This window comes from Guptibacillus algicola, assembly GCF_020171805.1.
Lineage (GTDB): Bacteria > Bacillota > Bacilli > Bacillales > Guptibacillaceae > Guptibacillus > Guptibacillus algicola.
The window spans coordinates 762179-787962 of record NZ_JAIVAF010000001.1; the positions used below are offsets into that span (position 1 = coordinate 762179).

Consider the following 25784-nt stretch of genomic DNA (forward strand, 5'->3'; position numbering starts at 1 on the left):
TAGCCATCAAGCTGTTCAATACTTATCGATTTATGGGAAGCGAGGGAACTGTTTAAAGTCCGGCTTACGTTTTTCCTTAAAGGAATCACGACCTTCTTTTGCTTCTTCAGTCGTGTAATAAAGCAACGTTGCATCTCCACCCATTTGCTGAAGACCTGCAAGACCATCAGTATCAGCATTAAGTGAAGCTTTCAAGAAACGTAGCGCTGTTGGTGATTTCTCAAGCATTTCTTGTGCCCACTGTACAGTTTCTGCTTCTAATTGATCAAGAGGAACCACTGTGTTGACTAGTCCCATTTCTTTTGCTTCTTCAGCACTGTACTGGCGACATAGATACCAGATTTCACGAGCTTTCTTATGACCTACAATACGTGCTAGGTAACCTGCACCATAACCTGCATCAAAGCTGCCTACTTTTGGTCCAGTTTGACCGAAAATCGCATTGTCAGCAGCAATCGTTAGGTCACACACCACGTGCAACACATGTCCGCCACCGATCGCGTAACCAGATACCATCGCGACAACTGGCTTTGGAATCACGCGAATAAGTCTTTGAAGATCAAGAACATTCAGGCGAGGGATTTCGTCGTCTCCAACATATCCACCGTGTCCTCGTACGCTTTGGTCTCCACCAGAACAGAATGCTTTGTCTCCAGCACCTGCTAGAACAATAACACCGATATTTGAATCATCTCTTGCATATGCAAAAGCATTGATCAATTCATTAACGGTTTTTGGACGAAACGCATTTCGCACCTCTGGTCGGTTAATTGTAATCTTCGCAATGCCATCATACGTTTCATAAAGAATATCTTCGTATTCTCTTTCAGTAGTCCATTCAATCATGATGAAATACTCCTTTCATATGTAGGTTAGTTTTGTCTTTCAGAAAGTTTTTCTAGAAAACCTATAACCATTTTATCAAAGATTTGCGGTTGTTCTACATGAATTGTGTGCGAAGCTTCATTTATTTGCTCAACAATCGCTTCAGGAAGGCGTTCTGCCATGCGATTTGCGATTTCAATAAATTTTTCGTCTTCCTCTCCAACAAGCAATAACATTGGGTGTGGGAGGTACATTAGCTGTTCCCAATTAGAAGGTTGCGTGCCTGTTCCCATCCCCTTCAAGCTATTAATCAACCCTGTTGTAGAGTTAGTAAGACGCTGATTCCTAATCTCTCGTTGTACAGATGAAGGTAAGTGCTGCTGACTCTGAAACAGCGGGAGTGATTCCCAGAAAGCAACAAATTCATCTATCCCACTCTCAGCAATACGCTTAGCGAGAGCGCTATCTTTCGTAATCCTTTCTTCTCGTTCTTCGGCCGTTTCGAGCCCAGGTGAACTACTTTCGAGGATCAGACTCTTTACGTATGCTGGGTATTTAACGGCAAAGGATAAAGCAAATCTTCCTCCCATTGAATAGCCAATGAGATTCGCTTTCTTTACGTTCAATTGATCAAGAATGTCCTTCAAATAAATAGACATTGCTCCCATCGTGTAAGAGGTAGCATGATCAGGCTTACTGCTTTTACCATGTCCGATGAGGTCTACCGCTATACAGCGATATCGGTCAGACCATTTTTCAATGAATGGTTCCCAGTTCTCTACAGCACCAGTAAAGCCATGAAGGAGAACGATGACGTCCCCCTCTCCTCTATCTTCTACATGAAATTGCAAACCATGAGAAGGTATCAGCATAGCTTATACTCCTTTAGAATTGACCTGGTAGTATCAGAAACCATCGAAAAAACTTCTTTGTGCAGCGATTTATTTAGATTTCTATCTGTAGGTACCTCTATGATCGATAACCCGTTATAATTCTGGGCGTTTTCGAACAGCGTCCTGAACGATTCCCAGCTCGTAGCTCTGTCAAAGGTTGCACCATACAAAGCGGCTGTATGTTCATAGTCAAGGCCGATTGGCGTGCCAAATAAATGTTCAAAGTGTTTCTGATGTTCTTTCTCAGCTTGTGGTAGAAAAGAAAATATCCCGCCACCATCGTTATTCACAACGATAATCGTCATATTAAGACCATATAACTTGGCTAATAGCAATCCGTTCATATCATGATAAAAGGACAGATCTCCGATGACAAGTACCGTCGACTCATAAGATACGCTCGCACCTAGAGCTGTAGAAACAACACCGTCTATCCCATTAGCCCCCCTGTTCCCCATAACGTTTGGCGAACCGTGTTGTGGAATAAAGAAACTATCTAAATCTCTAATCGGCATACTATTTCCTACGAAAAGTAACGAGTTCTCTGATAATAAGTGGTTTAATTCTCTAAAGACGTTTCCCTCAAACATCTCATCCTTATGAGCTGTTAAAAGAACATCGATGGTTGTATCGTTGATTGTTTTCCAAAGTTCAAGCCACTCTTTATCAAATTCAACTTTTGGCTCTTTTTTGAACTCCTTGAGAAGTTGCTCGCAATATGCCATTGGTGAAGCAACAAGCATATCTGTACAAGTGAGGGTTGGGTCTCTCCACCCTTTTTCATCGACAACGATTTGTTGAACATTTTCTAACTGATCGATGTATTTCATATATGCTTTTGAAATAGGCATTGCACCAAATCGAAGCACGACTTCTGGCTTTAGCTTCGTTTTACTCTCACCTTTTAAAAACGCATCATAACTTTCGATAATGAAATGGTCTCTTTTGTTTCGGCAGTTAGATAACGGGTCAACAAGAACTGGAAATCCTGTTTCATGTGCTAATTGGATAACAGCGTCTGAGAGCCGTTCATCTCCCTGTGGCCCAACAACGAGCAACCCTTTCTTTTTCCTTAACATCTCCATGTAGCGAGAAAGGTCATGGTCGTTAATCATCATCGTACTTTCAGGTACATGCACCCATGGTTCTTCGTTAGCTCGACCTTCTTGATAGATCGTTGAATCTGATAAATCAGGAACGAGTGGATCCCTAAAAGGAAAGTTCAAATGCACAGGACCACTTGGGGCTTGTAAAGAAATCGCTGAAGCACGTGAAGCTACTGTTCTTATGTATCGAATCAAAGAAGCATCAGGCATCGACACTTCCATATACCATTTTGCAAAGTCTCCAAACAGTTGATTTTGATTGATCGCTTGTGGTGCACCATTATCCCTTAATTCATGAGGGCGATCTGCTGTTAGGACGATCAAAGGTGTATTTGATTGAGCTGCTTCAATCACAGCAGGATAATAATTCGCTCCTGCTGTGCCTGAAGAGCACAAAAGTGCAACTGGCTTTTTCTGAGCTTTTGCCATCCCTAGCGCAAAAAAGCCTGCTGATCGCTCATCCACATGAATCCAGGTATTTAACGTTGGATGATCAGCAATAACCATCGCTAGTGGCGTTGAGCGTGAGCCGGGACTGATGACGACATCAGAAACTCCGGCCCTTGTAAGCTCATCAACAAATGCCCCTACATATTTAGATAGGATGAGTCCATCAGTCATATCGATTTCCTCCAAGTGCTGCTAGCATCGGTTTGAATTTCATCTTTGTCTCTTCATATTCGCTATCTGGATTAGAGTCTCCAACAATTCCACACCCCGCAAACAACGAAGCATGCTTGCCTTTTAATAAACCAGAGCGAATCGCGACAGCAAACTCACCATTATCCTGGTAATCAATCCAACCAACTGGTCCAGCATACCAACCTCGATCCATCCGCTCTACCTGTCTGATTTCCTTAACTGCCTGATGTTGAGGATATCCTCCGAGTGCAGGAGTTGGATGAAGACGTTCTAACATACGTAGTAAGCTTGTCCCTTTACGTGCTCTCGCCACGACAGGCGTATACAAATGTTGAATGTGTGGCGTCTTGTACAATTCAGGAGTAGAAGGAACTTGTACAAACTCACATTCTTCCTCCATCGCCGTCCGAATCATCCTTACTACAAGGTCATGCTCAATTCGATTCTTATTATCATTTAAAAGCTTACTGCCAAGCTCCTGATCTTCCTGCTGATTCTTTCCTCTTTCAATAGAGCCAGCGAGACATGTTGAATACACTTGCTGTCCATCACGCTTAACTAAACGCTCTGGTGAAGCTCCGATAAAACATTTGTTATTATAATTAAAAGCAAATAAGTAGCTATCGCTTTGCTGTTCTTTCAGATTCATTAACGTTCTAGAAGATGAAAATGGCTGCTCAGAACGCAGCTTGATTTCTCTTGCAAGCACTACTTTCTCTAACTTACCTTCTCTAATATTAGCCGCTGCACTGCGAACAGTATTCTTCCAATGCTCTGGTTGAATTTCTTCAACTGAGAAGTGTGAAACTTTTGTACCTTTCTCAGTCGGCATCATATCGTGAATGTGGTGATAGTGATCTAGAAGCTTGTCAGAAAGGTCCTCTGGTTTGTCACTTTCTTCAACAACCACATTCATCGTAAGCCATGAGTCTTCTCCCGCTTTTGTTAACATCAATTTCGGAATGACCATACCACCCTGAGGAAATCCTGACCAATTGTCAGTTTGAGGGGCACCGGGATCGAATGAGAATCCACCGAGTAGCACAGGGCCAACTCCAGGTCTCGACGGGGCACCCTCAACTAATGAAGATTCTAGGAACTTCTTCCACTTTTGTTCAATCGCTTGGAACCGATCCTCTTTAGCCTCGAATGCTTTTAAGGTCCCAAGCCCTACGATAGTCGTATCATTTTCCGGGTCAGCCCAAAAAGTACGATCGTTTTCATATAAAGACGAACCAGCTGCATAAAAGGAGAGGGGATCGACAACATCTACTGGTAGCACCTGGCTAACAAGTACAGACGTTCCCCGTTTGTTCGCCTCACTTACACCTTGATGAAGCAGGCTATATAGTTCTTGATGCTGTATGATAGACACTGACTTCTCCCCCCAACTTTCTTTCCATGCAAAAGCAGACCGAGTCAGCCTCGGCCACAGTTACTTAAAGGATACACCTGTCCGGCTAAGACTGTCAACGAAGCGGTTTTGAGCAATACCTTATTCTATTAGTAGTTTCCCTATCTCCTACGAAAAAAATCATCTCAACACTCCGCAAATGCCCTTAGCAAAAAAAATATCGAGCATAGGATAGTAATGTAGACATTTTATAGCAAGTGTCTATAAAAAAGTCAACAAAGGAGGGTCTAATTTGTCCAGGCATTATTATCATGGCGTATGTCGCCAACATATCGGACAATGTGTCGAAATTCGTTGTCACGATGGCCAACTTCATAGAGGCCATGTAGAAGATGTAGATGACGAATTTGTTTACATTCGTCCATTAAATCGTGATAACTGCTGCGGACCAGAGCAACCTGGAGGACCCGGCTTGTATTTTTTTGGAGCATTTGCTGGTGGATTGCTCGGAGGTCTTGTAGGGGTTGGGTTAGGAAGAATCGCATTCTTCAGACCATACCCTTATCCGTATTATTAATAAGATGGGATCACCTTGCTAGCGCAAAGGTGGTCGTTTTTTTCTGAATACATAACTAAACATTGACACCCCTTATCCGTTTTTTTACACTATAATGGTTATAGGGGTCATTTTTTTAAGTTAAAGATTAAGGGAGAGACATATTATTATGGAAGAGCGTTTGACGAACAGCACTAAAAAGCTGGCAAATGATTCGCCTTCGAAACCAACCTGGCAGGTGTGGTGGCGATTGCTACGTCCACACACGTTAACAGCTGCCTTCGTTCCAGTTATTATTGGCACTATGTTAGCCATTCAAGATAACCCGTTTCACTTTGGATTATTCCTGGCGATGATGGTTGCTTCCATTTTGATTCAGTCCGCAACGAATATGTTTAATGAATATTACGATTTTAAACGTGGACTCGATCATGAAGGAAGTGTTGGTATCGGTGGAGCAATCGTTAGAGATGGGGTTCGAGCTGAAACAGTTCTAAAACTTGCTTTTATCTTTTTCGGGATTGCTATATTTCTTGGAGTTTATATTTGTTTATTAACAACATGGTGGATTGCAGTCATTGGAGTTGTTTGTATGGCTGCAGGCTATTATTATACAGGAGGTCCATATCCGATTGCCTATACACCGTTTGGGGAAATTGCGGCAGGACTGTTTATGGGGCTCATCTTAGTACTATTATCATTTTATGTACAAGCTGAAGTGATCACGCTTGATAGCGTGTTACTATCATTACCTATTTCAATTCTCGTTGGTGGCATATTGATGGCTAATAATATTCGAGACAGAATTGGTGATCAAGAAAAAGGGCGCAAAACCCTAGCTATTCTGCTAGGCCATGAGAAGGCCGTTCTATCCTTGGAATGGATGTTTATTTTCTCTTTCCTTTGGATTGTTATAATGATTATTACGATCGACGCATCATTATGGTTATTATTAGTTCTACTAAGCCTTCCTAAAGCTTTTAAAGCAATAAAGCTTTTTGATGGCAAAACCGAAGCGGTTCAGATGATGCCTGCGATGAAGGCTACAGCACAAATGCATACCCAATTTGGCTTACTCATGTCGATTGGCTTATTGCTAGCATATGTGATCTAAGAAAAAGGCAAAAGCTCAACAGAGCTTTTGCCTTTTTCTATTTCAATAGTATTGTATACTGAGAAAGAATAAGTGATATGGAGGAGATCGCATGGAATTCAAAAACACACTACTCGAAGCACTCGGAATAGAGGCAGTTTCTTTAACGAAAGAAAAAGTAGTTCTCCAAATGCCCGTTGGACCAAGTACTCATCAGCCACTAGGTTTTTTGCATGGAGGTGCTTCTGTCGCTCTTGCTGAGTCTGCTGCAAGTATCGGAGGATCATTACATCTTAATGGGGAAAACGAAGCTGCATTTGGAATGGAAATCAATGCGAATCATTTAAGAAGTAAAAAGGACGGCATCGTCACCGCGATTGCTGAGCCCATTCATATTGGCAGAAGAACGATGGTATGGGAAGTTAAGATCGTTGACGAGCAAGAAGAATTAATTTGTATATCGCGCTGTACATTAGCGGTTAAACGCTATTAAGGCAACAAAAAAATCCCGTCGAGTCTAACGGGATTTTTGTTCCGTATTTCGTTTACTAACGGTGCGATAATCTTCATGATAACTATCTGATATGGCATAATGGCAACCGTCACAAACGATTCTTCTTCGTTCCCAAGGAAAGAGTAATTCTTTGTCACAGTAAAGGCACACGTGACCCATCCGCATCACCCCCATTTAGTCTATGCAGGAAATTCTTGACGAAGAACAACAACAAAAGGGGGATGTATATGAAACATTCTTTCCTACTACTACTCATCCTGCTCTTTTTACTGAGCGCTTGTGCGACAGACACAACACAGAAGCAGGCAAAGACAATTTCAGCAGACGTAACGGATGTCGTAGACGGTGACACGATAAAAGTTTCGATGGATGGAAAATCTGAAACGGTACGTCTCCTTTTGGTAGATACACCAGAAACAAAACATCCATCTAAACCTGTTCAACCTTACGGACCCGAAGCTTCTACCTTTGCTGAAGAAACGCTAGAAGGTGAAGAGATCGAGCTAGAGCTTGGAATATCAGAGAGGGATAAGTATGGACGGTTACTCGCTTATGTATGGATTGAAGACAATATGTTTAATGAATTGCTATTAGAAAAGGGACTAGCTAGAGTTGCTTATATTTATCAGCCAAATGTGAAATACGTTGAAGAGTTCCAGTCACTTCAAAGGACTGCACAGACAGAAGGAGTAGGAATTTGGAGTATAGAAGACTACGTACGTGAAGATGGCTTCAAGGGAGAAGAACAACTACCGCCTATGGAACCTGATAATGACTGTACGATCAAAGGTAATATTAATTCTAAAGGCAAGAAGATTTATCACCTTCCAGATGGTGCATATTATGAAATGACAAATGCAGAAGAACTGTTTTGTTCAAAAGAAGATGCCAAGGCAGCTGGGTTTCGGCCCTCTTCGAGATAATTTGATCTTACATAAAAACCGGGTCCCAGTAGTAGTGGGTCCCGGTTTTCTTTACACTGCCTGCTCGATCGACTTTCCTTGCTGAAGCTGATACATCTGATAATATCTACCTTGTTTCTTCATAAGCTCATCATGACTTCCTCTTTCGGCGATTTCTCCTTGGTGGAGGACGAGGATTTGATCGGCCTCTCTAATCGTTGATAGTCTATGAGCAATGATGAATGTCGTTCGACCCTTCTTCAGGGTATCCAGTGCATTCTGAATCACGATCTCCGTTTCTGTATCAACATTTGAAGTTGCCTCGTCAAGTATAAGAACGGCCGGATCAAACGCAAGAGCGCGCGCAAATGAAATTAACTGACGTTGACCTGAAGAAAGCGTGCTACCCTTCTCAATTACTGGCTCATCATACCCTTTTGGTAGAGATTTCAGTAACTCATCTGCTCCGACATCGTTTAACGCCTTCTCTATTTTCTCTCTTGATATAGAAGGGTCATCTAAACTAACGTTCGAGGCAATCGTGCCAGTGAACAGAAATGGATCCTGCAAGACAATCGCCATATGCTGTCTGAGGAATTGCTTCGGAATCGATTGTATATCCTTCCCATCGATTGTAATCTTACCTTTTTGATTATCGTAGAAGCGAAACAGCAGGTTCATGATCGAACTTTTCCCTGAACCTGTATGCCCCACTAAAGCAACGGTTTCACCTTTCTTTGCGGTAAAGGAAAGATCTTTTAGTACATAGTCTTCTTCCTTATAAGCAAATGAAACCTTTTCAAAAGCCACATTCCCCTCATACCGTTTAAGCTCACCATCAGCAACGTCTTCTCCTTTTTCATCTAGCAATTCGAATACACGATCGGCTGCTACAAGAGCTTGCTCCAGGTTAGCTAATTGATTCACCATGTTTGTAACAGGTTGGAATAGTCTATTTAAGTAATCGACAAAGGCATATAGCACGCCGAGACTTACGACAGAACCTGCCGTCAACGACGCCCCTCCAAAATACCAGATGAGCGCAACAAAGGTGATATTCCTTAAGATGTTAACAAGGTTATATGACATAAGTGAATTTAAGTTCAAAAGTTTATTTTGATACGTGAAATGACTTTCATTCAACGTCTCAAATTCTTTTTCTGTTTGTGATTGACGTTTAAATGCTCTGATAATCGATATCCCTTGGATCGACTCGTTGATCATCCCATTGATATCACTAATTCTCGTTCTGATAACTTTGTTGTATTTCGAAGCAAATTTTCGATAGACGATAATCCACACCACTAGGATCGGAACGATAGCAAGGGTGATAAATGCGAGTTTCACATCTAAGAAGAATAGAGCGATAAAGATACCGGTCATATAAATGATACTAGTGAAAAATGTAGCAAGAACGGTAACGTAAAGTTCTCGAATCGCTTCAGTATCGTTGGTTATTCGTGATACAACCTTACCTGCCGGGAGATTATCGAAATAGTTGATGTGAAGTCTTTGAATTTGAGCGTAGACATCTGTTCGCATGTTTTGAATGATTCGGTTTGCTGATGTTTGTAACAACAGTCCTTGACCGTACTCAAAAAACGAAGCAAATACAAGTAAACCAAAATACAGTCCGATCAACCAAATAAGAGGTTGAAACTCAGGTGTATAGAACTTTAGAAGCTCTGATTTACTAAGCTTTTTTGCTTCATAAGTTGCTTCTTGGTTATCTTTTGAAATGGTAATAACACCATTCTCTACCGAGCGCTCACCATCAAAAGAGATCGTATTATTAACGAAGTAATAGTTTCTTCCTACTTGAAGAATTCTTACCTCTTTCCCTTTTTCTTCATTGCTAGAGAAATGGTCACTACGCTTATACCATTCTCCACTGTATTTAACCGCGTCTTCCCCTTGATCGGTCTCGAACCAAGGGTTCTCAATACCTAGAATATGTTTATCGATCATCCGCTTTGCAATGAGCGGTCCCGATAGTTCTGCTGCCACAGCAACTGTAAGCAGAAGAAGTGCGATAAGAATTGTTTTCTTAAAGCGAAGTGCGTAATTTACTAATCGTTTCCCAACATTCCGATTCACTTACAGCACCTCCTTCAAATTATCCTCAAGCTGCTGCCTGTCAAATTGTTCTTTATACCAACCATTTTGTTTGATTAGTTCTTTATGAGTGCCTGATTCTATTACTCTGCCTTCCTCGAGTACGATGATCCGATCTGCATGTTGAACGCCTGATAAGCGATGAGTAGCAATTAGCGTCGTTTTACCCGCTCGCTCGTTTCGTATATTAGAAATGATCTGTGCTTCGGTTTTCCCATCAACTGCTGACATCGCATCATCGAGAATCAAAATTTCAGGATCGATCATTAGAGCCCTTGCAATGGAGACGCGTTGTTTTTGACCACCAGACAAAGCTACTCCCTTTTCGCCTACAAGGGTATCGAGCCCTGATGGGAGAATATGAATGTCTTTTTGAATATCAGCTAGCCTTAGAACACGGTCTACATCGCGATCCGTTCCTTCGCTTCTTCCAAAAAGAATATTCTCCTTTACTGTTCTCGAGAAAAGAATTTGATCCTGAGGAACATACCCGATCCACCCTTGAAGTGTTTCTAACGAAAATCGCTGAATTGGAACGCCTGAGAGTTTCACTTCACCTTCACCAGGAGGATACTCTCGTAACAACTGCTTCAGTAGTGTGGTTTTACCACTTCCAGTACGACCAACGATTCCAAGCGTTTCACCTTTAGAGAGTGTAAATGTGATGTCATCGAGGTTCTTAACCTCAGAAGAAGGATACGTAAACGTTACGTGATCAAATTCGATCGCCCCAGGTTCGCGAAGATAATGAGGTGAAGGTTCTTCTTTTACATCGGCATCATAATTCAAAATTTTATTTACTCTGTCGAGTGATGCATTCCCTCTTTGCATAACGTTGATGAGCTCTCCAACTGCAATCATCGGCCAGATTAACATCCCTAGATAAACGTTAAATGACACGAGTTCACCAAGAGTTAAGGCGTTGTGAAAAACTAAATATGCGCCGTAACCAAGACCGATTAAGTAGCTTATTCCTACTAGTACTTTAATTGTTGGTTCAAACAATACATCGATCTTTGCTACTCCGATATTCTTGTTATACACATCTTCTGTTAAACGACGAAACTTATCTTGGTCGGCACGTTCTTGCACATAAGCTCTAGTCACTCTTACCCCAGCGATGGATTCTAAGACCTGATCGTTCATTTCACCGAATGAATCCTGAGCTGCAGTGAATCGTTTGTGTATGATTTTTCCATACCGATTCATAGCAAGAGCCATAAGAGGCAGAGGCAGTATTGCAGCTAACGTTAGTTTCCAACTGATGAGAATACTCATTGTCGCAAGAACGATAATCATGAAGGCGGTGGAGTCAACAAGCGTCAAGATTCCGAACCCTGCCGTCATCGATACCGCTTTCAAATCGTTAGTAGCTCGTGCCATCAAATCTCCAGTTCTATTTCTCTCATAAAAAGTTGAAGTCATCTTTAACAAGTGTTTCATGTATTTTGAGCGCAGCATTCTCTCAACTAAGAACGCTCCTCCAAATAATTGATACATCCAAATGTACGTAATAAAATAAACAGCGAGCAACAATGCTCCATACGTGAGAAGGTAATTTTGTAACCGATCCCATGTTAATGTCCCGATATTAATTTCATCAATTGCCATTCCAATCAATTTCGGTGGAATCATTTCAAGCACACCCGCAAAAACGAGTAGAAATATTGCAATAGCATAACGTTTCCAATGCTGTTTAAAAAACCAGCTTAACTTCCCTAAAATTGCGAACAATCCATTCCCCCCAATCCCTTTTACCAAGACTACAGCCCAAATGTAAGACATTAAAATTGCCCAACAAAAAAAGGCATAACCGTACGCGGTTATGCCTGATCTTCGTTGGGCATTAAATAGGGCGCACGTCTAAGACGCTTCTCACCCCTAAACCTTTAAAACATTACATTTGGGCAATGTGCGTCTCTTTCACATGAAATTAATAGGATAACTCTCTTAACATGCTCCATCACACACACTCCCTTTCGAATTTTTTCACTATGTTAGCTTAGCATTATTTTCACAAAATTGTCAATATTAATTTTTTAAAGGATTGACACTTTCATTTCCTGTTAAATTCGCGATCATTTCCACTAAAAGATCAATTTCTTCTTCCATATCTTTCAAGCTCACTGTCTCGACTGGCGCATGCATATAGCGGAGAGGAAGTGATAATAAAGAGACCGGGACACCTTCTCCTGTTAAGCGAAGTTTATCTGCATCCGTTCCTGTCATTCTCGGAGTTAGCTCATACTGAACCTTCATGTCTAATTTCTTTGCAGCGTCGAGCAGCATTTGATTGACCTTAATATTAATCGGTGCACCTTTTGCAATGACAGGACCGCCACCAATTTTCACGTCTGTATGTTTACTTGAATCGATACCAGGATAATCGGATGCGAACGTTACATCACAAGCGATCGCCATCGTAGGCTTAATGCCCGCTCCGGCGAAATAGGCTCCCCCCATGTTCGTTTCTTCGTTCACTGTACTTACAGCGTATACACCCACTTTTGGATTGCGCTTCGCTACTTCTTTCAACACTTCAGCAACGATGAACGAACCTGTTCGATTATCGAGTCCTCTTCCACTTATTCGGTCGTTTAACAGGAACTCAACATCGCGCTTGTAAACCGCTAAATCCCCGATTTCAATATACTTTTCTACCTCTTCTTTCGAAGTTGCTCCGCAATCGATATAGAGATCATCAAATGTAAATTCACCCTTAGCACCACCATGATGCTCTGCATTGACACCAAAGACACCATTCAACTTCCCATGTGTGCCAAAGATCGTTACCTTCATTCCGATAGCAGGTTTATGACTTATTCCACCAAGCTTTTCAACTCGAATGAACCCTTTATCATCGATTTTCTTCACCATAAAGCCAATTTCATCAGAATGGCCAGCTAACAACACTTTAAATTCAGCTTCTGGATTTAAGATGCCGATTACATTTCCAGCATGATCTGTACGCATTTCATCAGCAAATTCACTAACATACTCCATCCACTTATGCTGGATTTCCATTTCAGCTCCAGAAGGAGAAGGCGTTGCAAGTAGTTCTAGTAAAAAGTCTTTATTCATTTCAATAGCACCTCCGTTAATTCATCCACTACGATTGTACCGTACCGTTCTTTTACATGCTAGTTCGTCCAATACTAAAAAAACATCTCGCTGTGCGAGATGTTCAGTTTGTTAAGATAGCTTGATTAATGATGGTCTTAAAGCGACATGTTTAAACTCATTACTTCAATAGCTCTTGTACTTCAGTAAATGTTGGCAGAGCTGTCATCGCACCTTTTGTTGAGGCTGCAAGAGCTCCGGATACGCTCGCAAATTGTGTAATCTTCTTAAGGTCTTCTTTCGTTATCGTTGACAATTCTTCTTGAAATTCATTAAATCCGTACAAAATGCCGGAAACGAAAGCATCTCCAGCACCAGTCGTATCGACTGCGTCAACCTTCATGGCTGGAACCTCCAAAGAATACTCTGGTGTATAAACAAGGCTTCCCTTTCCGCCCATCGTAATGAAGATAACTGGAATGTGATAGTGTGAAAGCTTCTTAATCCCAGCATCGATATCTTCTTCTCCAGTAATGAACGTGAGCTCCTCGTCAGACAACTTCAGAATATCTGCTTCCGAAAGCATAGAGACGATGGTTTCTTTTGCTCGCTCTTCACTTTCCCAAAGCCCAAGTCTGAGATTTGGATCATATGACACGATGAGACCTTTTTCTTTTGCAATCTCAACTGCTTTTCTTGTTGCACTTCTAGAAGGTTCGCTTATCATCGAAATCGAACCGAAATGGAGAATCCGATGGTGATCAAACACTTCTTCAACAATTTCCTCTGAATGAAGAAAGCGGTCAGCACTTGGATTTATGTAAAAGTCAAAGCTGCGTTCCCCATCCTCTGCATTTGTAACGAACACAACACCCGTACGCTCAGATTCTGTCAAGATCATGGTAGATACATCAACGCCATAATTACGTAACGTGTCTCTAAGAAAACGTCCTAGTACGTCATCACCTACTTTTCCTAAGAAAGTAGACTTTGCTCCTAGACGAGAAAGACCAACAGATACATTTGCTGGTGCTCCTCCAGGACTTTTTTGATACGTTATATTGTCTTTATCTAGAGGGATAAAATCAATCAAGGCTTCACCTAGACTAATAATTCCTTTATTATGACTCATTTGATTCCTCCTAATCGAAAATAAACATTAACTCCAAAAGAAGGGAGTAGCTTTCTCGCTATCATATCACGATAGTTTAAGATACTAAAGAGAAAAAGCACTTAACTTTTTTATAGAAATTGTAAAGACTTCATAGCCTATTAGCCCATGATTTTTTTTATTATTTTGAATCCATTTTTAGCTGATGGATATCGGAAAGAGAAATCAAATTTGGTGGTCTGTTTTACGATGCTCTTCTTGTTAGAGAAAGCGTCAAAACTCGCTTTTCCATGATAGCTGCCTGTTCCACTCGTACCTACACCACCGAAAGGAAGATAGGGTGAAACAATATGCATAAGCGTATCGTTCATACATCCACCACCAAATGAAAGGTTGTCCGTGATGTAATCCTGTTTCTCTTCGCTTTCTGAGAAGAAATAAAGAGCTAATGGTTTCGGACGCTTTCGTACTTCCTGAACGACTTTCGAAAGGTCATCAAACTCAAGTACAGGTAGTAACGGTCCAAAGATCTCCTCCTGCATGATGGGATCTTCCCACGAAATATTATCGATTATTGTAGGAGCAATGACTCTCTCTTCAGATCGGTGCTGTCCTCCGATAATCACATCGCCATCATTTAGAAAGTTTTTCAATCTCTCAAAATGCTTGTCACTTACAATATGGGCATACTTCTCATCACTTATTGGATCTTCGCCGTAGAAATCATTCAGGACTTCTTGCATGTTCTTGAGCAAATTCTGCTTTACATCACTGTGCACATACAGATAATCAGGAGCGATACAAGTTTGGCCTGCATTCGTGAATTTCCCCCACATTATTCTTTTGGCGGCAAGTTTTAAGTTAGCATCTTTCTCAACAATAGCTGGGCTTTTACCACCTAATTCGAGGGTCACCGGAATTAGCTGTTTTGCCGCAGCTTCCATTACGATTTTCCCAACTGCAACGCTACCAGTGAAGAATATATGATCAAATGGCTGTTTGAGCAATTCTGTACTTTCCTGAACTCCACCTTCAACAATAGAGATATACTTCTCATCAAAGTTTTCTCTAATCAACTTAGCAAGCACTTTCGAAACTGTCGGAGTTAGTTCTGATGGCTTCAATACTGCGCAATTCCCAGCAGCTATTGCACCTACCAGTGGTGCTAACTGAAGTTGAAAAGGATAATTCCAAGGCGCAATAATTAACGTTACTCCAAATGGTTCTGAATGAACGTGACTTTTTGAACCAAGGTGAGTGATAGGGGTTTTGACACTTTCTGGTTTCATCCATTCCTTTAAGTGCTTTATTGTAAATTTAATTTCCTCAAGAAGAAAACCAATTTCTGTTGTGTACGCTTCCCATTCTGATTTATGTAGATCAGTCTTTAACGCATCCAATACCTCTTCTTCATACTCCTTGACCGCATTCTTTAATACTTCAAGCTGTTGTTTTCTAAACTCATACTTTTTTGTATCACCAATATGATAATAACTTTTATGATTTTCAACAAGTTCAGGTATCGATGTCATAGCCAATACTCCTTTGATTCTTATTTGTTCTTAAGTTTAAACTCTTAAACATAAGGTGTCAATCAATACACTTCCTCTTAGTATACCTCTTCAAAATCAGTTTAACATTTCTTTTCAAAGGGGAGAAACGTTGTATAAATGGATTTCCTATTATAGAAACTAAAACGAGCAAATCAAGGGAGGCAAATACCATCGAAACGCTTGGTCATCATATAATAGCCGAAATGTGGAATTGCAATAAAGAGAAATTGAACGACCTGGTATTCATTGAAGAAACCTTTGCGAAAGCAGCACTCGATTCTGGTGCTGAGATACGAGATGTCGTTTTTCACCCTTTTGAACCTCAAGGAATTAGCGGAGCCGTGATCATAGCAGAGTCGCACCTCACGATTCATAGCTTTCCTGAACATGGGTATGCCTCGATCGATGTGTACACCTGTGGAGATAAGATCGACCCATCACAAGCAACAGATATGATTGCTCAAGAGCTAGAGGCGAGTACGGTTCACTCTGTGAAAATTCCTCGAGGAACTGGAGAGATCACAGTTAGAGAACTTGAAAAGAAAGGATTAGATTAAAGAACACGTGCGAACTTCGCACGTTGTTCTTTAATCTTTCTCATCGCTTATCTTATAGTACTGAGCAAGTGTAAGCAGTGGCCAAATAATATTATAGCTATGATAGTGTATATAGAAGCTGCCTTCCAGTCCAGCTCCAGTTGGATACGTAAGCTCTCTTTCTGTAAAGGAACGTTTCAAAAGGTAGTCGATCCCTTTTCTCACCTCAATCGTATTACCTTCCCAACTCATCAATGCGTTTACAGCCCACGCTGTTTGAGAGGGTGTAGAATGAGAGAGTGGAATATACCGCTGCTTCACATTACTTGAACACGATTCTCCCCAACCTCCTGCCGCGTGCTGCGTTTTCTTAAGGAAATCGAGGCCGTTCCTTACAGTCGGATGGTCTCCACTTAAATCAGCCGCTTTCAATCCGGTCAGCGCTGCCCACGTCCCGTACAGGTAGTAAATCCCCCACCTTCCATACCACGAACCATCACTTTCTTGATTTTTTATCAGCCAATTCATTGCCTTTTGTATAACTGGATGTGAACCTTTGAGTCCAGCATCATGACATAGAAATTCGATCGTCCTTCCCGTCAAATCCGCTGTTGAGTCATCTGGAAATGAAGAGTTTGCTCCATCTATAGGTAAGTCTTTTAACAGAAGTGCCTTTCGATCAGGTTCAAACGCTGGCCATCCTCCGTCATCATTTTGCATACCAATAAGCCAATTAACACCATTTTGCCACGCTGAATGAATTTTCTCATCAAAAGTAATATAACGCGTGATCGCTCGTAAAGCTGCTGATGTATCGTCCATATCTGGATGAAACGTGTTTCCCCGAGAGAATCCCCACCCACCTGGTTGAATGGTTGGTCTCGTAATAGCCCAATCTCCTTCTCGATCTTGCTGATGCTCTAATAAATAGTTTACTGAGTTGATTCTCACGCTAGACTCATATGAAACCCCTGCTTCATCAAGTGCATACGAGATCAAAGCAGTGTCCCATATTGTGGAGGGTGAATTTTGGACGTGCATGAGAGGAACCCAAATCATCTTCTTCAATCCTTCAACAGCATTCATAATCGTTGGTGAACGACGATCATAGCCTAGCGCAAGCATCGCATAGGCCATAAAAAATGTAGCAGTTGCATAATTGAACAATGTTCCGTCACTTTCTATCCGTTGAAGCATGTATTGTTCTGCCCTTTTTCTTGCTAGAAATAATAAGTTAGTAGGTAATCTCTGAACAGAGTCTTGAGAGTCATCCATCGTATTTCTTTCTCTAACCACAAGATCTGAAAGGTCTGGTGTCCATTTTGTATGAATTGTAAATTTCTTATCCTGCATGATAATAAGTGGCGCGAAATGAATCCGTGCATAAGAACTTAGATCATAGAATGAAATTGGAAATGACTCAGGAACGAGCATAAAAAGCATTGGAAAATGAAAAAAGTTTTGCCATTTGAGATGACCATGTATAGACAAAAACACTTTTGTGAAAGAGTCTGTCGCACCTAACCCACCATTCTTTATGATATAGTCTCGTGTTTTCTTCAAGCTTGCTTTCGAGACGTTACCTGAATATAGCAAACTATGGTATGCCTGCACTGTTGCTGAAAGATTCCCATTCACCTCATCATGATACAACTTCCAATAACCAGAAGGATCTTGTTGACTTAACAACCGATTTACTAACGCTTCAATTAACTCATCATCATCGACCTCTAATGTTCTTAGTAAGACGATCATAGCTGCATTTGTTACTAGACTGTTTTCGAAACAATAGCGAAATGCTCCATCCTTTCCTTGGGCAGACTCAGCTAATTGAATAAGATCTTTCATACGACTCTCCACGCGATCCCTCATCAGTAAACCCCTCTCTCAAGACATAGAGATACCCTACCCTATTCAATATTTATTCGTTAGTTAATTCATCATGTATTGTAAATTTTTTGAAACTTGTGTAAAATTCATACGTATGAATGACCAAAGGGTACGAGGGGGGAAGACAAAATGAAAAAATTAGGGTTACCTATTGGTGCGGGTTTAGTTATTTTGCTCTTTGTTTTCCTTCACCAGCTTAATTTGATCCAACAGCAACCAGACGAAAACTGGAGCAGGACGATGGAATTAGGGTTATCGGTGGAGGACAATGAAGTATTTGTTGCAAACGAGGAAGATTCAACAGATATTTATATTTCTGGAGATCCAGCAAGAAAGCTGAATGTTACTACAGAACTTGAGGTTTCATCTCAGGAGCTGCAGTATAACATCCCTGAAGGGTATTCATTCTTTATAGATGATGAGCAGGCAATCTTTAAAGAGAACGATCAGCTTATCCATTCAAAAGCTGGCACAGAAACTCCAATATTGGACGGAATCGAAGGGATCAACACCACAGCAACAGGCATCGTTTCATGGTCGAAACATAAGCTTTATTTCGTTTCTCCAGATGGTGAGATAAAAAACGAAGTAACGTTTGATCAGGAAGAACAAGTAAAAAGCGCCGTAGTGACGGAAGAAGATAACGTGATCCTCTACGCATTGACGGGTACAATGAATAGAATCTACTATGTGAATCCAGAAAAAGCTCCAGAGCTCATTATGGAAACGAAAATTGTTGCTGGTGACTACTATAGTAATTTTCAAGCTGTAGAGAAAGAGGAAACGACTGCTTTCACATACACCATTTTCGCAACGAGAAATGGCTCCAAATTAATAAATACATATTATGCCGAAAGTTCAGGGGAAGGTGTAGTAGAGCCTAAGCTTCTCAAGATTAATAATCCTGAAACTGGAAATACATTTTCTAAGCCAAGTTATTTCTCACTTGGTATTGAAGATGGAGAACCCACTCTATTGTTTAGTGCCAACGATCTTATATCACCAAAAAAGTCCGTGATAAGTATTTATCAAGCCAAAAAAAATGAAGACGGATGGGTAGCCTCTCGTAGAAGTACGAGTGAAGAACTATCGATCAGACCGATAGCTCTAAATGGAGATGCGATCGTTTGGTTAGATAAAGAAAAATCCGGTTTTGAACTTCATGGCGCTTCTACATCCAATAGTGTCGTCGAGGAAAGTACGAAGACCACTGGTGGTGATATCAAGTTTGCTCTCTTCGATACATTCTCAGCGATTGTAGGAATGTTTGCGATGCTTGCTTTCTCATTCGGCTTCTTAATCCTTCCTGCATTTGCATTAATGTATCTGTATTTCTCGAATACGACTGCTCTTGAAAGAGATAAACGTTGGGTAGAATGGACGATTGTCACATTGTTTGTAGGCTCGCAAATAGCCTTCTTACCTTCTATTCTCGACGGGCCATTTCAATATCTTGCACCAAATTATTTAACGTTTTCAGGTGCGGGTTACGTATGGCCGCTCTTAATATTTGTTTTTTCATATATGATTAGCCGCCTTGGCCAGGACAATGAATGGACGATCTTGCAAAAAACGTCTTACCAGCTCGGCATCAATCTAGGTATCGTTGTCCTTTTGTTAGGACCTTATATTCTATAATCAAAAAACTTGCTCAGGGTTAACCGGAGCAAGTTTTTTTAGTTATTCGCTTGTTCTTTCGCTTTTCGATTGACAGCAATAACAGCTTCATGAAGAATGTCATTAAAATTGTTCTCTTGAAGAACGTCTAGTCCTTCAGCTGTAGCTCCACCTGGAGTAGTTACCTGATCTCGTAGGTCACTCGCTTGCCTACCATCTTTTAACATCGCAACTGACCCATACATCATCTGCACAACAAGTTTGGTTGCTTGCTCTTTTGATAAACCATATGATTTGGCAGTTTGTTCAAGGGCTTCTGCAAATTGATACACAAACGCGGGAGCACTTCCAGTCACAGCAGTCAGTTCATGAATTTGTTCTTCAGATAACTCTTCAGACTCCCCGATTGCATCGAGTATCACCTGAAGGTTTGCTCTGTCTTCATCTTTGATGTACTGTCCGCATGCAAAAATCGACATGGATTCTTTCACATCAGCAGCTGTATTCGGCATAATCCATGCCACAGGAATACCTGGCATTGCCTCTTCAAGAAGAGTAGGCCCAATACCCGCTGCTACCGTAATAACAAGCTGGCTCGTTACGAAGTTCGATAGCTCCTTCATCACAGCAGGGTGACTTGAAGGAGGCATCGCAAGAATAATAACATCCTGATCTGCTACAACATCCTGCCACTTCGCTGTTTCAACATGATATGTACGCTTCAAATGAGCTAGTCTTTCAGAATCTGATCGATTCGAGATCGTGACAGTTCCAATATGCTCTGATTGCTTAAGACCAGAAAATATCGCTTCTGCCATACGACCAGCACCAATAAATAGTATGTTAGGTTTCTTCATAGATTTCTCCTTCCACATTTTCTTTTATACTATATCAAACTGCCACCAAATAGAAAAACGCTGGTTGAACCAGCGTTCTTTCCTACCAAAACTTAAAACCAGGTGAACTTGGTGGAGCATGTTCAATCATGTGCACCACTGGCACGGTATACGCAACGAGAATAAGGACAGTAGCTACTGTTAACCATAGCCTCCAGTTTTCAAGAATAATCGGTGTTTTTTCAGCACGATCAGCTACAGTTCCAATCGGAAAGTCTTCCTTTCCCTTCAGAGCAAAGAATGCGAGGTCCGTCAGAATGAACATTAATAATAGGATCGCTATGAACAAAATAGACCCACCAGCTGCCATCGTCACTTCATACGGAATCCATCCAAGGGCATCAGGATGTTCTTGATAAGTTGTGTATGCTGTTCTTCTTGGAGCGCCAAGTAAGCCAACAGTATGCATAGCTCCTGACATAAAGAACATACCAATAGCCCAAAGAATCGTTTGTAAGTTCGCTAGACTATGCATTCTGCCTGTTAAAACCCTTCCAGTTAAATGTGGAATCAACCAATACGCAATTCCAAAAAACGTTAGAGCTACACTTGAAGCAACAGTTAAATGAAAATGTCCCGTTACCCATAGCGTATTGTGAACAATTTGATTCATCTGGTTACTCGCATTGATAATACCACCTGCTCCTGCAGGAACAAAGATCAGCATTCCAACCATCGGTGCAAAGAATCGTGCATCTTTCCACGGAAGCTTCTTAAACCATCCGAACAATCCTGTAGCTCCCTTTTTTCGACCAGCTAGCTCAAATGTCGCGAATAAAGAGAATGCTGTCATGAGTGACGGTACGATGACCATAAACGTTAATACTACCTGTAGGAATTTCCAGAATGGTGAGATGCCAGATTCAAGTAACTGATGATGAAAGCCTACTGGAATCGAAAATAAAAGAAATAGAACGAATGATAGCCTTGCTAGCGCATCACTAAATATTTTACCACCGATAATCTCCGGTATAATCACATACCAACATACATAGGCAGGTAACAACCAAAAGTATACGAGAGGATGACCGAAATACCAAAACAGCGTTCGACTAAGCAGGATATTAATTCCATCGACCCATCCTAATGACCATGGAATGAATTGAAAAATAACGGATACTGCTACACCAATCGTAGCCACAAACCATAACACCATCGTCATAACTGCCATAAAAGCAAACAAGGGAGACAATTTCTCCTTTGATACTTTTTTAGAAATATAGTAGTGATTACACATTGCCCCACCAGCTAACCACGTTCCGATAATAAAGAAAGTCAATCCTATATAGAAAAGAGGGGATGCCTTCAATGGAGCATAAAAGGTATAGAGAACCGTCCCTTCATTCAATAAGATCATAACAGTAGTTAACAGCGTCCCAAGCGTCATGACAACAAAGCCTAACCACCCCATTCGATAAGGCTGATCGTAGAATTTCCCTAAGGTTCTGCTCATCCCAGCATAAAAGAAACCAATAATAAAATAAGTCGTAAAAATAAGTGCGAGTAAGACACCATGAGCTGTTAGCAATTGGTAATAGCCTATCCCAGCAGGGAGTTGGATGCTTCCGCTCCTTACAAGTGTTTGTAGTAGTCCAGCAATTCCACCAAGTAACACCGCAGCAAATGCAACATAAATATGTGCCATACTTAGCTTTGCATCAGCACGATCAACAGTTGGATTCATCATTCGATCACCTCCAGAGGTACACCCATCGCTTGGTGACCTACTCCACAATATTCATTGCACAAAATTAAGAATTGACCTGTTTCATCAAACGTATGAGTAATTGAATTCACGTGCCCTGGAGTTATCATCATGTTCACATTCGTTTTCGGAATTTGAAATCCATGAACCACGTCTTTACTGGTTACTTTAAAATGGACTGTTGCGCCTTTAGGTATTTTCAAATCTTTAACAGACTCGAATGTGAATGCTTGAGCAACCATAACCAATTCGTACTCATTTTCTGAAACTTTCTTCAACCCAGGTTCATCAAATGGAGGAGTTGTGTCCACCTCTCTAGGATTCAAGATCTCATCTTCACTTGGTGGAGTATGACCCATCGCAAATGCATTGATACCGATAATAAGTAAAAAAACGATTAATGTTCCACTGCCTACAATCAACCAGATTTTTTCAAATTTATGAAAATGCATACGTTTCCCTCCCTGTTAGAACCTTGCAACAAACAACAAGTACACACCCGCCCATGATAGAGCAATAAACCCACCAACCATAAAAACTGAAATAATAGTCCCCTTTAGATCTTCCTCACTCTTTTCAATCTTTACTGGCTGAGATTCAGTCTTACTATTAACAAGCTTCATCTCTCTCCCCCTCATTCAATGTCTAACCTAAGTGTAGGAGATGAGAGAATGATTATCTGTGATATTAATCACAAGAAGAAAGAAATTTCCCCATAAAAAAAGAGAATATAAGAGAGTCATATCTCTTATATCCTCATAAGCGGCAGATGCTTTTAGGACAGCCCTCACAATGACAAATGGTTTTTAAGCCATCTAGATCTTTAATCGTAATGACGCCACCTTCATAGCCAATAATTTCTTCCCTCTTCAGCTGATTCAACATTCTATTAACTGTTTCTCTAGTAGAACCGATAAGGTCCCCTAACTCAGAATTCGTCAATTTAGTCGTAAATCGAATCGTATCGCCATCAGCCACTCCGTAAGTATTAGACATACGAATCAACGTTGAAGCTAACGCCCCATTTTTACCAAAAAATAATAAATCTCGAAGCTTTGTTTGTAGAAACCGCTGCATATACCCGAGCCACTTCATAAAATCAATCGCAAGACCACCATTTTGCCATAACAATGATTCCAGATCATGTTGTTGAATAACCCCAAGTGTACAATCACTAATTGCCTCTGCTGTATAGCTATTCGTCAGATGAATATCGTCCTTCAAATCGCCGAATAAGTCCCCCGGTTGAAAATAATACAACACGAGGTCTTTCCCCTCATCAGAGCTTTTTGTTAGTTTCACTGCACCTTGTTTAAGAAAATAGAGGTACTGGCAGTCTTCACCTTCCCAATAAATCTTCTCTCCTTGAGAAATATGCTTTTCATGCATAACACTTTTCAGTTTCGAAAAGTTCTCAGAAGCAAAAGACTGAGTATTAAATCCAGCAGCTTTTCTCGCACTCATAGGGCATTCCATTATCCTAGCTCCCTTCGTTCCACTTTATCTTAGCAATAGTATATCAGCTTCCCATCTCTTTAGGTGTGACAAATATCACACACATCTTTTAGGTGTGACGAACTACACATATGAGCTTTTCGAAAAGAAGTAAAATAAAACATAACAACACATTGGAGGTGTTAACATGGTCACTGGAATATTACTGATCAATGATGAAATTAGTCATACCACAAACCTTAATCGCTATAAAAAAAAGTTAGATGATTTCCTAAACGTAACAATTCCTTACACAAAGGAAAACATTATTGTTTCCAATTTCCCTAAGCTTATATTACCTTATACACCACGAGACATTCGTATTGTTACAGAATACTACAAGGGATCTGGACTGTTAGGGGGACTACACGCTGGTCTTTCTCTCTCAAGCTTTCAAACAAATATTGTGATTGATTTTCAATCACCCTTTAAGGAGTTAGGTATACAAGAAGCGCTCGTCCGTTTCTCGGAAACTGCTCCTGATATGATCCGTTTTGACAAGTCTTTACTAAATGGAATCTATAACAAATCGATCGTACCAGTATTATCGAACTATCTTGAACAACCGAGCGAGGACCCCTTTGATAATCTCAATATCGTTATGTAAGCTGCACGCCACTCAATGATTTAAAGACACGACAATAGTCACGATTCGACTGGTCGTGTCTATTTTTTTAAAGAGCATTAGGACTATTTATTGAGATAACATACGAATTAGTACATACTTAGTAATAAATACATAATAAAGGTGAATGGAATGAAGAAAAAATTTATAGTCATTTGTGCTATAGTCGTCTTTCTTGCATTTAGTGTGACGTTTTTGTTGATGAATACTGAAGGTTCATCTCTTTCAGAACCGAAAGACCACCCTTCTTACCGAGAAGATACTGCCATAACAGAAAGCAATACGGTTTCGCTTTCATCCATTAGTCTCTCAGCAGTTGGGGATATTCTTATTCACGATCGCGTATACGAAAATGCCGAAACAAAAAACGGTTATGACTTTATGCCGATGCTCGAAGCTGTGCAAAGTGAAATGGAACAGGCAGATATAACCTTTGCTAATCAGGAAACTGTCATTGGGGGAACAGCGATCGGCCTATCTTCTTATCCTAGCTTCAATAGCCCCCAAGAAGTTGGGGATGCTCTAAAAGAAACAGGTGTAGATATTGTTTCTATGGCAAATAACCACACTCTTGATCGAGGTGAAAAAGCACTACAAAATGCGATTGAACATTGGAAAGAAATCGGTATGCTTTACACCGGAAGTTATCTTTCGGAAGAGGATCAATCGAAGATCCGAACGATAAAAAAAGATGATATCACTGTTGCTTTCCTAGCTTATACATATGGAACGAATGGGATTAGACCACCTGCAAACAAGCCCTACTTGGTCAACTATATCGATAAAGAAAAGATATCGAAAGACATCCAAGATGCAAAATCAATCTCAGATGCCGTTGTAGTCAGCATGCATTTCGGCAATGAATACGAGAGATTGCCTAGCAATTTCCAGCTAGACTTATCTTCATTTATTGCAGAATCTGGTGCCGACATTATTCTTGGCCATCATCCACACGTTCTTCAGCCAGTTGAGTGGATTAATACAACAGATGGAAGAAACGTTTTTGTTGCCTATTCATTGGGTAATTTCTTGTCTGGCCAAAAATTTGACTATAAAGATATCGGTGGAATTCTTACTTTAACAATAGAAAAGAAGAATTTCCGAGGGGAAACGACCGTCGATGTAACCTCCCCAGCCTTTTTCCCTACTTTTGTTGAGAAAGGGTATATTGTTAAGCCACTTAATGAAGCAAAACCTGAATTACTGAATGAAATCAACGAACATATGAGCCAATGGGTTCCAGAATTAAAGGTTCCTAAACAAAATTAAAGTCGCCCCCTCTAAATGAGGGAGCGAC

General features: G+C 40.8%; 24 protein-coding genes. 8 read left to right on the top strand and 16 right to left on the bottom strand.

Features of this window, described 5'->3' with window-relative positions:
- Positions 1-30 precede the first annotated feature (30 nt).
- From menB to LCM09_RS04080, 4 genes are read right to left on the bottom strand one after another with little or no spacing between them, the layout of a single operon-like run.
- Positions 31-846, bottom strand: a complete 816-nt coding sequence (gene menB, locus LCM09_RS04065) for a 1,4-dihydroxy-2-naphthoyl-CoA synthase (protein WP_224878848.1) — start codon at positions 844-846, stop codon at positions 31-33.
- Between the two features lie 26 nt (positions 847-872).
- Complete coding sequence (gene menH, locus LCM09_RS04070; RefSeq protein ID WP_224878850.1) at positions 873-1697, bottom strand: 2-succinyl-6-hydroxy-2,4-cyclohexadiene-1-carboxylate synthase; 825 nt, start codon at positions 1695-1697, stop codon at positions 873-875.
- Positions 1691-3445 (bottom strand): 2-succinyl-5-enolpyruvyl-6-hydroxy-3-cyclohexene-1-carboxylic-acid synthase, encoded by a 1755-nt coding sequence (gene menD / locus LCM09_RS04075; RefSeq protein WP_224878852.1) that lies wholly within the window; start codon positions 3443-3445, stop codon positions 1691-1693. The genes menH and menD overlap by 7 nt, the downstream gene beginning before the upstream one ends.
- Complete coding sequence (locus tag LCM09_RS04080) at positions 3438-4841, bottom strand: isochorismate synthase (protein WP_224878854.1); 1404 nt, start codon at positions 4839-4841, stop codon at positions 3438-3440. The genes menD and LCM09_RS04080 overlap by 8 nt, the downstream gene beginning before the upstream one ends.
- Positions 4842-5112: 271 nt before the next feature.
- On the opposite strand from LCM09_RS04080, the gene LCM09_RS04085 reads away from it, so the two are divergent.
- The 3 genes from LCM09_RS04085 (at position 5113) to LCM09_RS04095 (ending at position 6962) form a co-directional block, all read left to right on the top strand.
- Positions 5113-5397, top strand: a complete 285-nt coding sequence (locus LCM09_RS04085; RefSeq protein ID WP_224878856.1) for a hypothetical protein — start codon at positions 5113-5115, stop codon at positions 5395-5397.
- A gap of 148 nt (positions 5398-5545) precedes the next feature.
- Positions 5546-6490 (top strand): 1,4-dihydroxy-2-naphthoate polyprenyltransferase, encoded by a 945-nt coding sequence (locus LCM09_RS04090; protein ID WP_224878858.1) that lies wholly within the window; start codon positions 5546-5548, stop codon positions 6488-6490.
- A gap of 91 nt (positions 6491-6581) precedes the next feature.
- The gene (locus tag LCM09_RS04095) at positions 6582-6962 is read left to right on the top strand and encodes a hotdog fold thioesterase (RefSeq protein ID WP_224878860.1); all 381 of its coding nucleotides are present in this window, start codon (positions 6582-6584) and stop codon (positions 6960-6962) included.
- Here the strand turns inward: LCM09_RS04095 and LCM09_RS04100 are convergent.
- Positions 6959-7120: a hypothetical protein gene (locus tag LCM09_RS04100; protein ID WP_224878862.1), complete on the bottom strand. Its 162-nt coding sequence runs from the start codon at positions 7118-7120 to the stop codon at positions 6959-6961. The genes LCM09_RS04095 and LCM09_RS04100 overlap by 4 nt on opposite strands.
- Before the next feature lie 90 nt (positions 7121-7210).
- Here LCM09_RS04100 and LCM09_RS04105 point away from each other — a divergent pair, with 90 nt between their 5' ends.
- On the top strand, positions 7211-7906 hold the full coding sequence (locus tag LCM09_RS04105; protein WP_224878864.1) for a thermonuclease family protein: 696 nt from the start codon (positions 7211-7213) through the stop codon (positions 7904-7906).
- Positions 7907-7957: 51 nt separating this feature from the next.
- Here LCM09_RS04105 and LCM09_RS04110 read toward each other — a convergent pair whose 3' ends face one another.
- The 5 genes from LCM09_RS04110 to LCM09_RS04130 form a co-directional block, all read right to left on the bottom strand.
- The gene (locus tag LCM09_RS04110) at positions 7958-9982 is read right to left on the bottom strand and encodes an ABC transporter ATP-binding protein (RefSeq protein ID WP_224878866.1); all 2025 of its coding nucleotides are present in this window, start codon (positions 9980-9982) and stop codon (positions 7958-7960) included.
- On the bottom strand, positions 9983-11734 hold the full coding sequence (locus LCM09_RS04115) for an ABC transporter ATP-binding protein (protein ID WP_224878868.1): 1752 nt from the start codon (positions 11732-11734) through the stop codon (positions 9983-9985).
- A 297-nt stretch (positions 11735-12031) separates the two neighbouring features.
- Complete coding sequence (locus tag LCM09_RS04120) at positions 12032-13081, bottom strand: M20/M25/M40 family metallo-hydrolase (protein ID WP_224878870.1); 1050 nt, start codon at positions 13079-13081, stop codon at positions 12032-12034.
- Positions 13082-13241: 160 nt separating this feature from the next.
- Positions 13242-14192 carry a carbohydrate kinase family protein gene (locus LCM09_RS04125; protein WP_224878872.1) on the bottom strand — a complete coding sequence of 317 codons (951 nt, stop codon included), beginning with the start codon at positions 14190-14192 and terminating at the stop codon, positions 13242-13244.
- Between the two features lie 140 nt (positions 14193-14332).
- Complete coding sequence (locus LCM09_RS04130) at positions 14333-15703, bottom strand: aldehyde dehydrogenase (RefSeq protein WP_224878874.1); 1371 nt, start codon at positions 15701-15703, stop codon at positions 14333-14335.
- Between the two features lie 191 nt (positions 15704-15894).
- Here LCM09_RS04130 and speD point away from each other — a divergent pair, with 191 nt between their 5' ends.
- A complete protein-coding gene (gene speD, locus LCM09_RS04135; protein WP_224880066.1) occupies positions 15895-16281 on the top strand; it encodes an adenosylmethionine decarboxylase in 387 nt (128 codons plus the stop codon).
- Between the two features lie 30 nt (positions 16282-16311).
- Here the strand turns inward: speD and LCM09_RS04140 are convergent, their stop codons facing one another.
- Positions 16312-18132 carry a terpene cyclase/mutase family protein gene (locus LCM09_RS04140; RefSeq protein ID WP_224878876.1) on the bottom strand — a complete coding sequence of 607 codons (1821 nt, stop codon included), beginning with the start codon at positions 18130-18132 and terminating at the stop codon, positions 16312-16314.
- A gap of 147 nt (positions 18133-18279) precedes the next feature.
- Between LCM09_RS04140 and LCM09_RS04145 the strand changes: the two genes are divergently transcribed.
- The gene (locus LCM09_RS04145) at positions 18280-19788 is read left to right on the top strand and encodes a hypothetical protein (RefSeq protein ID WP_224878878.1); all 1509 of its coding nucleotides are present in this window, start codon (positions 18280-18282) and stop codon (positions 19786-19788) included.
- A gap of 38 nt (positions 19789-19826) precedes the next feature.
- Here the strand turns inward: LCM09_RS04145 and proC are convergent, their stop codons facing one another.
- The 5 genes from proC to LCM09_RS04170 form a co-directional block, all read right to left on the bottom strand.
- Positions 19827-20624 carry a pyrroline-5-carboxylate reductase gene (gene proC / locus LCM09_RS04150; RefSeq protein WP_224878880.1) on the bottom strand — a complete coding sequence of 266 codons (798 nt, stop codon included), beginning with the start codon at positions 20622-20624 and terminating at the stop codon, positions 19827-19829.
- Positions 20625-20706: 82 nt separating this feature from the next.
- On the bottom strand, positions 20707-22350 hold the full coding sequence (locus LCM09_RS04155; protein WP_224878882.1) for a b(o/a)3-type cytochrome-c oxidase subunit 1: 1644 nt from the start codon (positions 22348-22350) through the stop codon (positions 20707-20709).
- Positions 22347-22820, bottom strand: coding sequence for a cytochrome c oxidase subunit II (locus LCM09_RS04160; RefSeq protein WP_224878884.1), 474 nt, complete (start codon positions 22818-22820; stop codon positions 22347-22349). The genes LCM09_RS04155 and LCM09_RS04160 overlap by 4 nt, the downstream gene beginning before the upstream one ends.
- 15 nt (positions 22821-22835) lie before the next feature.
- Positions 22836-22991, bottom strand: a complete 156-nt coding sequence (locus LCM09_RS04165) for a cytochrome c oxidase subunit 2A (protein WP_224878886.1) — start codon at positions 22989-22991, stop codon at positions 22836-22838.
- A gap of 133 nt (positions 22992-23124) precedes the next feature.
- Positions 23125-23844 carry a Crp/Fnr family transcriptional regulator gene (locus LCM09_RS04170; protein WP_224878888.1) on the bottom strand — a complete coding sequence of 240 codons (720 nt, stop codon included), beginning with the start codon at positions 23842-23844 and terminating at the stop codon, positions 23125-23127.
- A gap of 166 nt (positions 23845-24010) precedes the next feature.
- Here LCM09_RS04170 and LCM09_RS04175 point away from each other — a divergent pair, with 166 nt between their 5' ends.
- Both LCM09_RS04175 and LCM09_RS04180 read left to right on the top strand, forming a co-directional pair.
- Entirely contained in the window at positions 24011-24469 is a 459-nt protein-coding gene (locus LCM09_RS04175) for a hypothetical protein (protein ID WP_224878890.1), read from the top strand.
- 150 nt (positions 24470-24619) lie between these two features.
- On the top strand, positions 24620-25756 hold the full coding sequence (locus LCM09_RS04180) for a CapA family protein (RefSeq protein WP_224878892.1): 1137 nt from the start codon (positions 24620-24622) through the stop codon (positions 25754-25756).
- The last annotated feature ends 28 nt before the right edge of the window (positions 25757-25784 follow it).

Bases quoted from the DNA above. Each gene is read 5' to 3' on its own strand.
- menH (WP_224878850.1), bottom strand. From the start codon at position 1,697: ATGCTGATACCTTCTCATGGTTTGCAATTTCATGTAGAAGATAGAGGA.
- LCM09_RS04155 (WP_224878882.1), bottom strand. From the start codon at position 22,350: ATGATGAATCCAACTGTTGATCGTGCTGATGCAAAGCTAAGTATGGCA.
- menD (WP_224878852.1), bottom strand. From the start codon at position 3,445: ATGACTGATGGACTCATCCTATCTAAATATGTAGGGGCATTTGTTGAT.
- LCM09_RS04170 (WP_224878888.1), bottom strand. From the start codon at position 23,844: ATGGAATGCCCTATGAGTGCGAGAAAAGCTGCTGGATTTAATACTCAG.
- LCM09_RS04180 (WP_224878892.1), top strand. From the start codon at position 24,620: ATGAAGAAAAAATTTATAGTCATTTGTGCTATAGTCGTCTTTCTTGCA.
- LCM09_RS04095 (WP_224878860.1), top strand. From the start codon at position 6,582: ATGGAATTCAAAAACACACTACTCGAAGCACTCGGAATAGAGGCAGTT.
- LCM09_RS04105 (WP_224878864.1), top strand. From the start codon at position 7,211: ATGAAACATTCTTTCCTACTACTACTCATCCTGCTCTTTTTACTGAGC.
- LCM09_RS04120 (WP_224878870.1), bottom strand. From the start codon at position 13,081: ATGAATAAAGACTTTTTACTAGAACTACTTGCAACGCCTTCTCCTTCT.
- LCM09_RS04125 (WP_224878872.1), bottom strand. From the start codon at position 14,192: ATGAGTCATAATAAAGGAATTATTAGTCTAGGTGAAGCCTTGATTGAT.
- LCM09_RS04175 (WP_224878890.1), top strand. From the start codon at position 24,011: ATGGTCACTGGAATATTACTGATCAATGATGAAATTAGTCATACCACA.
- LCM09_RS04145 (WP_224878878.1), top strand. From the start codon at position 18,280: ATGAAAAAATTAGGGTTACCTATTGGTGCGGGTTTAGTTATTTTGCTC.
- menB (WP_224878848.1), bottom strand. From the start codon at position 846: ATGATTGAATGGACTACTGAAAGAGAATACGAAGATATTCTTTATGAA.
- LCM09_RS04160 (WP_224878884.1), bottom strand. From the start codon at position 22,820: ATGCATTTTCATAAATTTGAAAAAATCTGGTTGATTGTAGGCAGTGGA.
- LCM09_RS04165 (WP_224878886.1), bottom strand. From the start codon at position 22,991: ATGAAGCTTGTTAATAGTAAGACTGAATCTCAGCCAGTAAAGATTGAA.
- LCM09_RS04140 (WP_224878876.1), bottom strand. From the start codon at position 18,132: ATGAGGGATCGCGTGGAGAGTCGTATGAAAGATCTTATTCAATTAGCT.
- proC (WP_224878880.1), bottom strand. From the start codon at position 20,624: ATGAAGAAACCTAACATACTATTTATTGGTGCTGGTCGTATGGCAGAA.
- LCM09_RS04130 (WP_224878874.1), bottom strand. From the start codon at position 15,703: ATGACATCGATACCTGAACTTGTTGAAAATCATAAAAGTTATTATCAT.
- LCM09_RS04090 (WP_224878858.1), top strand. From the start codon at position 5,546: ATGGAAGAGCGTTTGACGAACAGCACTAAAAAGCTGGCAAATGATTCG.